The 13,760-nt window shown below is 36.7% G+C and carries 9 protein-coding genes and 1 riboswitch; all 9 genes read right to left on the bottom strand.

From position 1 onward, the window contains the following. Positions 1–219: 219 nt before the first annotated feature. The 9 genes from metF to B0A65_RS08280 all read right to left on the bottom strand — a co-directional run bounded on the left by metF (position 220) and on the right by B0A65_RS08280 (position 13,639). Positions 220–1,176 carry a methylenetetrahydrofolate reductase [NAD(P)H] gene (gene metF / locus B0A65_RS08320; protein WP_074660446.1) on the bottom strand — a complete coding sequence of 319 codons (957 nt, stop codon included), beginning with the start codon at positions 1,174–1,176 and terminating at the stop codon, positions 220–222. Between the two features lie 71 nt (positions 1,177–1,247). Then, the gene (gene metH, locus B0A65_RS08315) at positions 1,248–3,923 is read right to left on the bottom strand and encodes a methionine synthase (RefSeq protein WP_074660445.1); all 2,676 of its coding nucleotides are present in this window, start codon (positions 3,921–3,923) and stop codon (positions 1,248–1,250) included. Positions 3,924–4,501: 578 nt separating this feature from the next. Further along, on the bottom strand, positions 4,502–4,765 hold the full coding sequence (locus B0A65_RS08310) for a hypothetical protein (RefSeq protein WP_074660444.1): 264 nt from the start codon (positions 4,763–4,765) through the stop codon (positions 4,502–4,504). Between the two features lie 78 nt (positions 4,766–4,843). Next, a complete protein-coding gene (locus B0A65_RS08305) occupies positions 4,844–5,848 on the bottom strand; it encodes a homocysteine S-methyltransferase family protein (protein ID WP_074660443.1) in 1,005 nt (334 codons plus the stop codon). A 326-nt stretch (positions 5,849–6,174) separates the two neighbouring features. Further along, a riboswitch (SAM riboswitch) is annotated at positions 6,175–6,289 on the bottom strand. A 1,146-nt stretch (positions 6,290–7,435) separates the two neighbouring features. Continuing rightward, entirely contained in the window at positions 7,436–8,488 is a 1,053-nt protein-coding gene (locus B0A65_RS08300; protein WP_074660442.1) for an NAD(P)/FAD-dependent oxidoreductase, read from the bottom strand. Between the two features lie 150 nt (positions 8,489–8,638). Beyond that, positions 8,639–9,220, bottom strand: a complete 582-nt coding sequence (locus B0A65_RS08295) for a precorrin-2 dehydrogenase/sirohydrochlorin ferrochelatase family protein (protein ID WP_074660441.1) — start codon at positions 9,218–9,220, stop codon at positions 8,639–8,641. A 232-nt stretch (positions 9,221–9,452) separates the two neighbouring features. Further along, entirely contained in the window at positions 9,453–10,229 is a 777-nt protein-coding gene (gene cobA / locus B0A65_RS08290; RefSeq protein ID WP_074660440.1) for a uroporphyrinogen-III C-methyltransferase, read from the bottom strand. Continuing rightward, a complete protein-coding gene (locus B0A65_RS08285) occupies positions 10,222–12,312 on the bottom strand; it encodes a HEPN domain-containing protein (protein WP_074660439.1) in 2,091 nt (696 codons plus the stop codon). The genes cobA and B0A65_RS08285 overlap by 8 nt, the downstream gene beginning before the upstream one ends. A gap of 82 nt (positions 12,313–12,394) precedes the next feature. After that, positions 12,395–13,639, bottom strand: a complete 1,245-nt coding sequence (locus B0A65_RS08280) for a sulfate adenylyltransferase subunit 1 (protein WP_074660592.1) — start codon at positions 13,637–13,639, stop codon at positions 12,395–12,397. Positions 13,640–13,760 lie beyond the last annotated feature (121 nt).

Here is a 13,760-nt window from a genome sequence, read left to right as displayed (position 1 = left end):
CCCGAAGCCTCGGGACCAAATTCCAAACTTGTTTGTCATTGCGAGGAACGAAGCAACCACACTAGAGTTTAAAAGCAATGTTTGTCATTCCGACGGAGGAGAATCCCCACAAGAAACTCCGCCAACAAAATCGACAATCTTTGTCGAGCTACTTGCGGGGATTCCTCGTTCCTCGGAATGACATACTGTAAGTTATTACAGTTTGTTTAAGCTAAACTCTTAAAAAATCTGACTCGCGATCTGGCGAATATTCTCAGATTTACCCATTGAATAATAATGCAAAACCGGAACTCCTGCTGCTTTTAGTTCAAGAGATTGCTGAATCGCCCACTCGATTCCGACTTGTTTGATTTCAGCATTATTTTTACATTTATCGACAGCATCAATTAAATCTTCTGGTAAATCGATTCTGAAAATCTGTGGTAAAATCTGTAAGTGTCTTTGAACAGCAATAGGTTTAATTCCAGGAATAATCGGAATTGTGATACCTATTTCTCTTGCTTTTTTGACAAACTCAAAATATTTAGCATTGTCAAAAAACATCTGCGTTACTACATAATCAGCACCTGCATCAACTTTTTCTTTTAATCGCTTTAAATCAGATTGTAATGAAGGAGATTCTAAATGCTTCTCCGGATATCCCGCAACACCAATACAAAAATCGGCTTTATTGTCGGCATCCATAACTTCATGAAGGTATTTTCCACAATTTAAATTATTGATTTGTTTTACCAAATCTATAGCAAAATGGTTACCTCCAACTTTAGGAACAAAAGATTGTTCGTCTTTCATGGCATCGCCACGAAGCGCCATTACATTAGTAATTCCCAAATATTGACAATCAACCAACATGTATTCTGTTTCTTCCTGTGTGAAGCCTCCGCAAAGCAAATGCGGTACAGTATCTACATTGTATTTATGTTTTATAGAAGCGCAGATTCCAAGCGTTCCCGGACGCATACGAGTCAATTTCTTATCTAAAAGTCCGTTTCCTTTATCAATATAAATATACTCTTCGCGAGAAGTCGTTACATCAATAAACGGCGGTTTAAACTCCATTAACGGATCAATATTATCGTATAATTCCTGAATGCTTTTCCCTTTTTGAGGCGGAATAAGTTCAAATGAGAATAAGGTATTTCCTTTGGCGTTTTCTATATGTTCTGTTACTTTCATTATTAAGTCTTAAAGTTGTAAAGTCTAAAGTCTAAAGTCTTTCCTTTCGGACTTTATGACTTTCGACTAATTTAATCTGCTATATTAGGGTTTAACCATTTTGATGCGTATTCAGTGGAGACGCTGCGTCGTTTGGCGTAATCTACTACCTGATCTTCTTTTATTTTTCCGAGTCCGAAATACCTGCTTTTTGGATTTCCGAAATAATATCCCGAAACAGAAGAAGCTGGCCACATCGCCATGCTTTCTGTCAACGTTACTCCAATTTCTTCGGCTACATTTAAAAGTTTCCAAATCGTTGGTTTCTCCAGGTGATCAGGACAAGCCGGATATCCTGGCGCCGGACGAATTCCCTTATAAGTTTCTTTAATCAATTCTTCGTTTGTTAAAGATTCTTCTCTATCATAACCCCAGAAATCTTTACGTACTCTTTCGTGAAGATATTCGGCGAAAGCCTCAGCAAAACGATCGGCCAATGCCTTAACCATAATCGAATTATAATCATCCAAATCCTTCTCAAATTCAGCCGCCCATTCGTCTACACCAAAACCGGTTGTCACACAAAAAGCTCCCATATAATCTTCTATTCCGCTTTCTTTTGGAAGAATAAAATCAGACAATGCGATATTCGGAGCGCCTTTTGTTTTTTGTGATTGCTGACGAAGCGTTAAGAATTTCTCTAAAACTTTTCCGTTTTCATCACGCAATTCGATATCGTCATCATCAACCTGATTCGCAGGAAAAATGCCGTAAATACCTTTTGCTTGTAGTTTTTTCTCAGCCAAAATTACTTTAAGCATCGCCTGAGCATCTGCAAAAAGAGAAGTTGCTTCTTTACCCACAACCTCATCCGTTAAAATTGCAGGATATTTTCCGTGCAATTCCCACGTCTGAAAAAATGGCGTCCAGTCGATATACGGAACCAGAACATCCAGATCAACCTCAACGGTTTGTTTTCCAATAAATTTTGGTTTTGTTGGAGTGTATTCGCTCCAGTCTAATTGCATTTTATTTTTACGGGCATCTTCAATACTTAAGAAGTTTTTATCTCTCGAACGATTTAAAAACGTTTCTCTAAACGAATCGTATTCTGCACGAATATCGCTTGCATATATTTTACGGTTATGATCCAATAGATTTCCTGCCACTGTCACGGCGCGCGAAGCATCGTTTACGTGAATTACAGTTTCTCTATATTGTGGCGCAATTTTCACGGCGGTATGCGCACGCGAAGTTGTTGCACCTCCAATCATAATCGGAATTTTAATTCCTTGTTTGTCTAATTCTTTGGCCAGATAAACCATTTCATCAAGCGAAGGCGTGATCAGTCCGCTTAGTCCAATAATATCAACATTATGTTCAATCGCAGCCGCAATAATTTTTTCCGGAGGCACCATAACGCCAAGATCTACAATCTCGTAGTTATTACAAGCCAAAACCACCGAAACAATATTTTTACCAATATCGTGAACATCACCTTTTACAGTCGCCATCAGGATTTTCCCGTTTCCTTGTTTGTCTCCGGCTTGTTTGCTGGCTTCAATATAAGGCAATAAATAAGCAACGGCTTTTTTCATTACACGTGCCGATTTTACAACCTGAGGCAGGAACATTTTTCCGCTTCCAAATAAATCTCCAACCACATTCATTCCCGTCATCAAATTGATTTCGATAACTTCAATAGGTTTTACAGCCGCTAAACGCGCTTCTTCAACATCTTCTTCAATAAAAGCATCAACTCCTTTTACTAATGAATGCGTAATTCTCTCCTGAACCGTTCCTAAACGCCATTCCTGAATCGCTTTTTCATCTGATTTTACTTCGCCTTTTACGTTTTCAGCAAAATCCAAAAGTCGTTCTGTTGCATCGTCGCGTCTATTTAAAATTACGTCTTCAACGTGCTCTAATAAATCTTTTGGAATATCATCGTAAATCGAAAGCATTTCCGGATTCACGATTCCCATCGTCATCCCGTTCTTGATCGCGTGGTATAAAAACACCGAGTGCATCGCTTCACGAACATGATCGTTTCCTCTAAAAGAAAATGAAACGTTACTTACTCCACCACTAATATGTGCGTGAGGCAAATTATCTCTAACCCATTTTGTCCCTCTAAAAAAGTCCAAAGCATTTAAGCGATGTTCTTCCATTCCGGTTGCAACGGGGAAAATATTTAAATCGAAAATGATATCTTGCGGAGGAAAACCAACTTTGTTAACCAAAATATCATACGAACGCTGACAGATTTCGACTCTTCGGTCAAAATTATCCGCCTGACCTACTTCGTCAAAAGCCATAATAATAGCCGCAGCTCCGTATCGTTTGATTAATTTGGCGTGATGAATAAAGGCTTCTTCCCCTTCTTTCAGTGAAATCGAGTTGACAACACTTTTTCCCTGTACTACTTTAAGACCCGCTTCGATGATTTCCCATTTCGAGCTGTCGATCATAATCGGCACTCTCGAAATATCCGGTTCTGATGCAATTAAATTCAGGAATTTTGTCATTGCCTGAACCCCATCAAGCATTCCTTCATCCATATTAATATCGATGATTTGTGCTCCACCTTCTACTTGTTGTCTTGCAATATCAAGCGCCTCGTCATATTTCTCTTCCTTGATCAAGCGAAGGAATTTTCGCGAACCTGTTACATTCGTACGTTCCCCAACGTTTACAAAAACACTTTCGGGCGTAATAATCAATGGTTCTAATCCTGCTAATACAAGGTCTCTTCTTTTTTCTGCCATTTCTTTTTAAGTTACTAAGATCCTGAGATTCTAAGGTTCTGAGTTTTTTTTCTTTGTTTTTCCTGCAAGGTTTTCGAAACCTTGCAGGTATGTTTATTTTTTATTCTAAACCCTATCAGAATCGATAGGTTTAAAAGCTTTAATTCTTAAATATTTTGGGCGTGTTCGCCGAAAAAGGCGAACCGGGCTATCCGTTACAAGTCCTCGACCAATTTCGTTATCACTGCATTGGTCTGCGGGCTTTTCACTTCTATCCCTCACGCAGTATCGGTTTCATAAGATGATTTATGATTTTCCGAAATTTTAATTATATTTTTCTTTTGCTGGCGCGAGCGTCCCGCTCGTGCACATTCCAACTATAAATTTTAAACTCTAATAATAATTTTCTTTGTGGGCACGAGCTGGAAGCTCGCGCTAGCAAATGGGCTCCTACGGAGCTATTATTTGGATCGCTTATCATTTCAACGGTATAAATTCCGTTGCTACCAAAATTTCGTTCCTCCGGAACTTTTTTAAAGAGATTTTCACTCTATGTTTCCTTTAATGTTTTCAAAACCTTAAAAGTTTGTTATTAATTTTTAATCAATAAAAACATGTTTTTCAAACCCTCCGTAAAACACTTTTTCTATCCAGTTCCTAAATTCTAAATTGGTCGTGATATGATATATTTTACCATTACTTTCTATTTTAAATTTTTCGTTATTGTCAATCTTGCTTTTAATACTTTTTAATTGAGACACACAATATAAATATGGACTCATGGTATCATACCAATTAGAGTTTAAAAATGCGTTAAAAACTTCTCCATTTTCTGAATACACTACATGCTCTGCTTTTTCCATTAAATAGTTTAAACTTTAAAATCAACCACTAAATTTAAACCTACAAGGTTTCTAAAACCATGCAGGAAATGAAAATCATTATGCCAATACCGGTGCCACACGTGGCTTATAATCCTTCGCAACCTCAGCAATCAATCGAATATGATCCGGAGTTGTTCCGCAACAACCACCAATTATATTGATTAAATTATCGTCTAAATATTCTTTGATTAAAGCCTGAGTTTGTTCTGGTGTTTCATCATATTGTCCGAACGCGTTTGGCAAACCTGCATTTGGGTGTGCCGAAACATTGAATTGTGTATGCTGTGATAATGTTTTTAAATACGGTTTTAACAAATCGGCTCCAAGAGCACAGTTGAAACCTACGCTTAATAACGGAATATGGGATACTGAAATAAGAAAAGCTTCAACCGTTTGCCCGGAAAGTGTTCTTCCTGAAGCATCGGTAATCGTTCCTGAAACCATGATTGGAATATCAAGATTACGTTCGTCTTTTACTTCTTCAATGGCGAAAAGTGCTGCTTTTGCGTTTAACGTATCAAAGATTGTTTCTACTAAAAGTAAATCACATCCGCCATCCATTAACGCTTCTACTTGTTGTTTGTACGCAATTCGCAAATCATCAAAAGTTACAGCTCTGTAACCCGGATCGTTTACATCTGGCGACATACTTGCTGTTCTGTTTGTCGGTCCGATGGATCCGGCAACGAAACGTGGTTTGTCTGGATTTTTAGCTGTAAATTCATCTGCTACTGCACGCGCAATTTTAGCCGATTCGTAGTTTAATTCGTAAACCAAATCTTCCAGGAAATAGTCGGCCATACCGATCGTAGTTCCTGAAAAAGTATTGGTTTCGACAATGTCTGCGCCAGCATCAAAATACGCTGCGTGAACATCGCGGATCGCTTGTGGTTGTGTTATGGATAGTAAATCGTTGTTTCCTTTTAACGGATGTGGAAAATCTTTGAAACGCTCTCCCCTGAAATCTTCTTCTGAGAAATTATAGCGTTGCAGCATTGTTCCCATTGCCCCGTCAAGGATTAGTATATTTTTTTTAATTGCTTCCTGAATAGTTATTGCCATTTCTTTTGTCTTTTAGCTACTAAGGTGCTGAGGCACTAAGATGCTAAGTTTTTTATTCTATTATTTAAAACATACCTAACAGGTTTTGAAAACCTGTTAGGATACGCGTTTTGATTCACATTGATTCCAAAAATTCACTATTGTTGGCTAATTAGCCCCGATTGAAGTGGAAATCCTTTTGTCCACCCCGGCGGACAAAAGATTGCAACGAAAAGCGGGAACGATGTTGGCATAAATGCGCCAATAATTCGCTCATTAAACTGTGAATTCAGTAAAATAATATTGTAAGGTTGTCAGGAAAAGTTGAGGAAATACTTTATGTATTTGTGTTATCTATCTTTAATACTATGAATTAGTGTAAAGTAGAATTTAGCACCTTCTTTATGATAAAGGGTTGCTAAGGTTTCATCGGGTCTATCCCTCCGCCTTTCGTGATAACTTTCAATAAATTTAGGAACGGTGCAAAGGTATGAAATAGCGTTGCGACTTGCAAGTTTTTTTTTGAAGGTTCTGAGAGACTGAGTTGCTAAGGTTCTAAGGATTTTTTTAAAGGTGCTGAGATGCTAAGATGCTAAGGTACTAAGTTTTGTTTTTGTTTTTCAAATATAGCCCGCGGTTTCGACCACGGGGAACGTATTGTGACAATTCGTTTGTGTTGTGATCATGTATATTGATTATACGTTGTGTCTATACGTTGCACTCCAGTGGTTGAAACTACTGGCTATGTTAAATACCTAAAATAAAATTGTTTAGAACCTTCGTTAATTCAAATAGTACCTTTTTTATTAAAGCTCCAGCGGAGCATTATGTTTATAGATAAAATTTATAGGTTTAACAAAAGCTCCAGCGGAGCGATATGTTATTTATAAATAATTATATGTCGCCTCGCTGGGGCTCTTTCAATACGGCATAATTAATTCTATAAATATTCCATCCCTACAGGATTAATTAAAACCAACTATTATTATTTAACAAAGCTCCAGCGGACACAATGTTTATAGCAAAAAAATTCACGTTTGACCAGAACTCCAGCGGAGCGATATGATATTTATAAATAATTATATGTCTCCCCGCTGGGGCTCTTTCAATACGGCATCATTAATTCTATAAACATATCATCCCTACAGGATTAATTAAAACCAACTACTATTATTTAACAAAGCTCCAACGGAGCACAATGTTTATAGCAAAAAAATTCACGTTTGACCAGAACTCCAGCGGAGCGATATGATATTTATAAATAATTATATGTCGCCCCGCTGGGGCTCTTTCAATACGGCATCATTAATTCTATAAACATGTCATCCCTACAGGATTAATTAAAACCAACTACTATTATTTAACAAAGCTCCAGCGGAGCACAATGTTTATAGCAAAAAAATTCACGTTTGACCAGAGCTCCAGCGGAGCGATATGTTATTTATAAATAATTATATGTCGCCTCGCTGGGGCTCTTTCAATACGGCATCATTAATTCTATAAACATTCCATCCCTACGGGATTAAAAAAAGCTCAAACTAAAGAGTTTGAGCTTTCCTATATAAAAAATCTTAGTACCTCAGTACCTTAGAACCTTAGCCCCTCAAATTAAACAATCGCTTTCACAACTGCCTTAGGTGCTTCTTTACGTGTTCCGTCGAAACCGTCTACTCCAGAAACTGTGGTATATTTCAATACATATTTTTTACCTGGATTGATGATTTGGTATGCCGCCTGACACATCAAAGTTGCTTCGTGGAAACCACAAAGAATCAATTTTAATTTTCCTGGGTAAGTGTTTACGTCTCCAATGGCGAAGATTCCCGGAATATTAGTCTGGTAATCTAATGCATTGTTTACTTTGATCGCATTTTTCTCGATATCTAATCCCCAGTCTGCGATTGGTCCTAATTTTGGAGTCAATCCGAAAAGTGGAATGAAGAAATCGGTTTCGATTTTACGGTGTGCTCCGTTTTCTTCGATATCTAATGATTCAACGTGTTCAGCACCGTTGATTCCGATTACTTCTGCAGGCGTAATTAATTTAATTTTTCCGGCAGTTTTTAATTCCTGTACTTTTTCTACAGAATCAAGAGCTCCTCTAAATTCATTTCTTCTGTGGATCAAAGTTACTTCTGAAGCTACATTAGACAAAAAGATACTCCAGTCTAATGCTGAATCTCCTCCTCCGGCAATTACAACTCTTTTATCTCTGAATTTCTCCGGATTTTTGATGAAGTATTTTACTCCTTTATCTTCATAAAACTCGATATCTTCAATAAGTGGCTTGCGGGGCTCAAAACTTCCTAAACCTCCTGCGATAGCGATAACCGGCGCATGAAATTTAGTCCCTTTATTTGATGTTACAATAAAACTTCCATCTTCTTGCTTGTCGATTGTTTCAGCTCTTTCTCCTAATGTATAACCTGGTTCAAACTGCTTAATTTGTTCTTGTAAGTTATCAATTAAATCTCCTGCTAAAACTTCTGGAAAACCAGGGATATCATAAATAGGCTTTTTTGGATACAATTCTGAAAGTTGCCCTCCTGCTTGTGGTAAAGCATCTAAAATATGACATTTTAATTTCAATAGTCCTGCCTCGAAAACGGCAAATAAACCTGTTGGTCCTGCTCCAATTATAAGTATATCTGTTTTAATCATTATGTTGTTGTTTATAATCATTCTTAATAATACAAAGAAACGAATAATTTATTCTTCTGCCAATGATTTTTATCATTGATTTCTTTGTGTAATTTTCCATCGGGTTAAAACCCGACGCTACAATATAATTTGTCCCTCCGGGACTTTTTGTTATTCTTTATTTTTTAATGAATTGGTTATCTCATTCATTCTTTTAACCTTTTCTTCAAAATCTCCTTTTAGTGTCTTTCGGTATTCGTTTAGATTCTCAACCATTTGATTAATATCTTCCGGAATTACTTCTTCGAAAAACTCCCGCAATCTTTTGGCGGTTGTAGGCGATTTTCCGTTGGTCGAAATGGCGATTTTTACATTTCCTTTTGTTACGATTCCGCCTAAATAATAATCACATAAATCGGGCGTATCGGCGATATTGCAAATCAAATAACGCTTTCGGGATAAATCGTATACCTTTTTATTGACTTTTAAATCATCGGTGCAAGCGATTACCATATGGCGCTTTTTGAGCATTTTCTTTTTGAACTTCGCTTCCGTCAATTTAATTGATGGATGGTTTTCGGCTAAAACTTTAATTTCTAAATGAAAGTCGGGCGCTACGACCTCAACATTGGCATTTGGACTTGACTTTAGCAAAAAAGAAAGCTTCTCTAATCCGACATTTCCTCCACCTACAATCAATACATTCAGATTGTGAAGCTTTAAGAATATTGGATATAATTCATTCTGTTCCATTTTAATTTATTTTCATCTAATCAAAATTAGATGATTTATTTTTAACAGCATTGGTTTTATATGCTATACGTACATCGGGTTGAAACCCGACGCTACATATTGTTCGTCCCTCCAGGACTTTATCTAACGATTTCTTTTGATAAAAATTCTTCGTAAAATCCTTTTAATTTATTGCTTTCTCTTTCATCGGGTTGAAACCCGACGCTACAATATGAATTGTTCCTCCGGAACTTTATCTTGTAATTTCTTTCGACAAAAATTCTTCGTAAAAACCTTTTAATTTATTGCTTTCTCTTACGACTTCTCCGAGAACAATAATTGCGGGCGAACTCAGTTTTTTCTCTTTTACAATTTCTAAAATCGAATTTACGGTTCCAACGCCCACTTTTTCTTCTGAAGTTGTTCCGCTTTGAATGATCGCTACGGGTAAATCTCCTTTGTCTTCTTTTTGAAACAAATCGATAATTTGAGGCAATTTGTGCATTCCCATCAAAATTACAACTGTTGCGGATGACTGTGCGGCCAAAGCTACATCTGCAGATAATTTTCTGTCAGAAGTTGTGCCTGTAATCGCCCAGAAACTTTCTGAAACACCTCTTTTTGTAATCGAAATTCCCAGACTTGCAGGAACTGCTACTACTGAAGAAATTCCAGGAACGACAACGGTCTCGATTCCGAAGCTTTCAATAAATTCTATTTCTTCGCTTCCACGCCCAAAAATAAACGGATCTCCGCCTTTTAAACGAACTACATTTCCGTAAGTCAAAGCGTTATCAACAATTAATTGATTGATCTGATCTTGTGTGTAAGCGTGATTCCCAATTTTTTTACCAACAAAAATTCTAATTGCATTTTTGGGTGCGTAAGCTAGTATTTCTTCATTGGCCAATGCATCATACAAAACCACATTCGCTTCAGCCAATGCTTTTGCGCCTTTCAGCGTAAGCAAATCCGGATCGCCGGGACCTGCACCGACTAAAGTTACTTTTGGTTTTATTGTATTATGCATTTGCTAATTCTTGAGCTCTATATTTTTCTATTGTATCAAAAAAGGCAATTCCTTCCTGAATATATTGTTTTGCAAAAGCTTCTGAAGGATCATTTTGATTGATTTGATACACTAATTCTTTAAACGATGTTGCCAATTCGATTTTTCCTGTTACGATAAAAACATTATCAAACAAGTCCACAATTCCTGCGTGATTATTTGTTTTTTCATTTTCTGAAAGTAATAAAGCTTTAGCTCCATTTACAAATCCGGCGTAAGCATGATAAATAGCATCCGACCATTTTCCTTCGTCGAAAGATTCTTGCGCGAAAGTCAATTTATCTTTAGCTTCTAATAATAAAGTCGCTACTAAATCGATCACAACACCAGCACATTCTCCAACTCCAACTGCTTTAACGTAGTTATCTGCGTTACCCCAATCCACGAAATCAGCTTCTGTTAAATTGGTTACATCTGCAAAAGGTTTCAAGATTTCATAGAAATATTTCTCTCCTTTTTGATCGTAATAGTTTAGGAATTTTTCTCCGTTTGCATTTTTGTCAAAATCATTTAAGATCGTACGCAATGCATCTGGACCTCTTCTGCTTGGAATTTTGATTACTTTATCTGCAAAACGTCCTTCTCCATTTCCTAATCTTCCTCCACCTAATAATACTTGTAATGCCGGAGCTACTAATTTTCCAGAATTGATAGACATTCCCTGAAAACCAATTGCTGACATATTGTGTTGTCCACAAGCATTCATACAACCAGAAATTTTAATTTCGATTTCGCGGTTGTTTAAATACTGCGGATATTCAGCATTTATTACTCTTTCTAATTCTTCTGCAATACCGGTACTACTTGCAATCCCCAAGTTGCAAGTATCAGTACCAGGACATGCCGTAATATCTACAGTAGAATTATATCCTAAATGAACAAAGTCTAATTTGGCTAATTCCTGATAAAAGAAAGGAAGATTCTCTTCTTTTACATGACGTATTACAATATTTTGACGCAATGAAAAACGTAATTCATTTGCTGCGTAATTTTTAATTAAGGCGGCTAATAATCTTGCTTTATCAGTATAAAAATCTCCCAATAAAACTTTAATTCCAATCGCGTAATAACCTCCTTGTTTCTGAGCAATTACATTTGATTTTTTCCAGGCTTCATAAGCTGCGGTATCTTCAATTGTAACTTGCGGAACTTCTAATAAAGGCTCTGCAATTGGCCCGTCAAAAGCGGTTGTATCAATTTCGTAGGTTTCAAAAGCAATTGCTTTTTTCTCTTTTTCAACTAAATCAAGGAAAACATCTCGTCCCATTTCTTTGATTAAGAATTTCATACGCGCTTTCATTCTTTTTGCACGCTCGCCGTATCGGTCAAAAATACGGATGATTCCTTCTGCTGTCGGGATGATTTCGTTTGCCGGAACAAATTCTGAAAGTAATTCAGCATGTGCTGGCTGAGATCCTAAACCTCCACCAAACATGATTTTGAATCCGCGTTGTCCGTCAACAATTTTTGGAATGAATCCTAAATCGTGCAAATAACTCAAAGCTGTATCTTCGTCAGATGATGAAAACGAAATTTTGAATTTACGTCCCATTTCCTGACAAATCGGGTTTCTTAATAAATATTGGAATAAAGCGTGTGCATAAGGCGAAACATCAAATGGTTCGTTTACGTCTACACCAGCCAATTCACTTCCTGTAATATTACGAACCGTGTTTCCACAAGCTTCACGCAACGTCACATCATCTTTAGCCAAATTTGCCCAAAGCTCCGGTGTTCTGTCTAAACTCACATAGTGAATCTGAATATCCTGGCGCGTTGTAATGTGCAAACGTCCTGTAGAATATTCATCAGAAACTTTAGTAATACGTACCAATTGTTCACTGGTTACTTTACCATATGGCAATTTAATACGAATCATTTGAACGCCTTCCTGACGTTGTCCGTAAATTCCACGTGCTAAACGAAGACTACGAAAACGCTCGTCATCAATTTTTCCTCCACGGAATAAATGAATCTTTTTTTCTAAATCGATAATCTCTTTCTGAACTATCGGATTTTCTATTTCTGTTCTAAAACTTTCCATTTCTCTTTAGTTGTTGGTTGTCAGTTGTTGGTTGTTGGTTTGCTGGCAGAATAACTATCAACCAAAAACCATCAACTATCAACTAGCGAATGAATCCTACTCCTGCTGTTGTATTTGTTGCTGTATCAATTAAGATGAAGGCTCCGTTTGATTTATTATCGTTATAAGCATCAAAATATAAAGGCTTGCTCAATTTGATGGTTACTTCTCCAATTTCGTTGATCGCCAATTGCGATGCTTCTTTGGTTCCTGAATAATCTGTTGAGATTGTATTTTTGATACTTTCTACTTTTGCCAAAACTCTGTTTGTATTATGCTGAACGATATATTTAGTTCCGGCAACTAATTTTTTAGAATCCATCCAACAAACTGTTGTCGTGATATCTTTTTCAATTTTTGGAAGTTCTGATGTTTTTACAATCATATCGCCTCTTGTCACATTGATATCATTTTCTAATTCAATTGTGATCGAAGAACCTGCAACAGCTTCATCAAATGTTTTATCGAAAAAGTGAATTTTTGATACTTTTGATTCTGTTAAAGAAGGAAGAACTGTTACAGCATCTCCAACTTTAATGGAGTTTCCGTATAATTTTCCAGCGTAACCTCTAAAATCATGGTACTCTTCTGTTTTTGGACGAATAACTGTCTGCACAGGGAAACGTGCTTTTCCTGCTTCAAAAACATCTGAAGAATGTAATCCTTCTAAATGTTCCAGAACTGTTTGTCCTGTGTACCAAGGCATATCTTTTGATTGATCAACCACGTTTCCACCGTTGATTGCACTTAACGGAATATAACTTACGTTTTGCTCTTTGAAAGTGCTTTTTGCATTTAATGCCTGGAAATCAGCTTTGATTTTGTTGTAAACTTCTTCAGAATAATCAACTAAATCCATTTTATTAATCGCAACAATTACCTCTTTTACTCTCAATAAATTATTGATAAAAAAGTGACGGTACGTTTGCTCAATTACACCTTTTCTGGCATCAATTAAAATAATAGAAACCTGAGAAGTCGAAGCTCCTGTAACCATGTTTCTGGTATATTCTACGTGACCCGGAGTATCTGCAATAATGTAACTTTTCTTTGCAGTCGAAAAATAAATGTGCGCTACGTCAATTGTAATTCCTTGCTCTCTCTCTGCTACTAATCCATCAGTTGCCAAAGAAAAATCAAGATAATCATACCCTTTTTGTTTACTGCTTTTTTCGATTGCTTCAATTTTATCTGTAGTCAATGACTTTGTATCATACAATAATCTTCCAATCAAAGTACTTTTCCCGTCATCTACACTTCCTGCTGTTGCTATTTTTAAAACTTCCATTCTTATGTTTTGTTTCAAGTTTAAATTTTGTTTCAAGTTTGCTTCGCCTGTTCGAGCAAAGCTCTCGAGTCAGGTTTTGAAAAACTTTGTCTAAAATTTAAAACTGTATGTTTTTGTTTTT

Origin of the sequence: Flavobacterium frigidimaris (assembly GCF_002217275.1) — a bacterium.
GTDB classification, from domain to species: Bacteria; Bacteroidota; Bacteroidia; order Flavobacteriales; family Flavobacteriaceae; genus Flavobacterium; species Flavobacterium aquidurense.
The sequence above is the reverse complement of the archived record's forward strand: the minus strand, read 5'-3'. Positions and strand labels throughout refer to the sequence as shown.

What these genes read in the sequence shown, in the direction of transcription:
- metF (WP_074660446.1), bottom strand. Translation starts at nt 1,176, where the DNA reads ATGAAAGTAACAGAACATATAGAAAACGCCAAAGGAAATACCTTATTC.
- metH (WP_074660445.1), bottom strand. Translation starts at nt 3,923, where the DNA reads ATGGCAGAAAAAAGAAGAGACCTTGTATTAGCAGGATTAGAACCATTG.
- B0A65_RS08310 (WP_074660444.1), bottom strand. Translation starts at nt 4,765, where the DNA reads ATGGAAAAAGCAGAGCATGTAGTGTATTCAGAAAATGGAGAAGTTTTT.
- B0A65_RS08305 (WP_074660443.1), bottom strand. Translation starts at nt 5,848, where the DNA reads ATGGCAATAACTATTCAGGAAGCAATTAAAAAAAATATACTAATCCTT.
- B0A65_RS08300 (WP_074660442.1), bottom strand. Translation starts at nt 8,488, where the DNA reads ATGATTAAAACAGATATACTTATAATTGGAGCAGGACCAACAGGTTTA.
- B0A65_RS08295 (WP_074660441.1), bottom strand. Translation starts at nt 9,220, where the DNA reads ATGGAACAGAATGAATTATATCCAATATTCTTAAAGCTTCACAATCTG.
- cobA (WP_074660440.1), bottom strand. Translation starts at nt 10,229, where the DNA reads ATGCATAATACAATAAAACCAAAAGTAACTTTAGTCGGTGCAGGTCCC.
- B0A65_RS08285 (WP_074660439.1), bottom strand. Translation starts at nt 12,312, where the DNA reads ATGGAAAGTTTTAGAACAGAAATAGAAAATCCGATAGTTCAGAAAGAG.
- B0A65_RS08280 (WP_074660592.1), bottom strand. Translation starts at nt 13,639, where the DNA reads ATGGAAGTTTTAAAAATAGCAACAGCAGGAAGTGTAGATGACGGGAAA.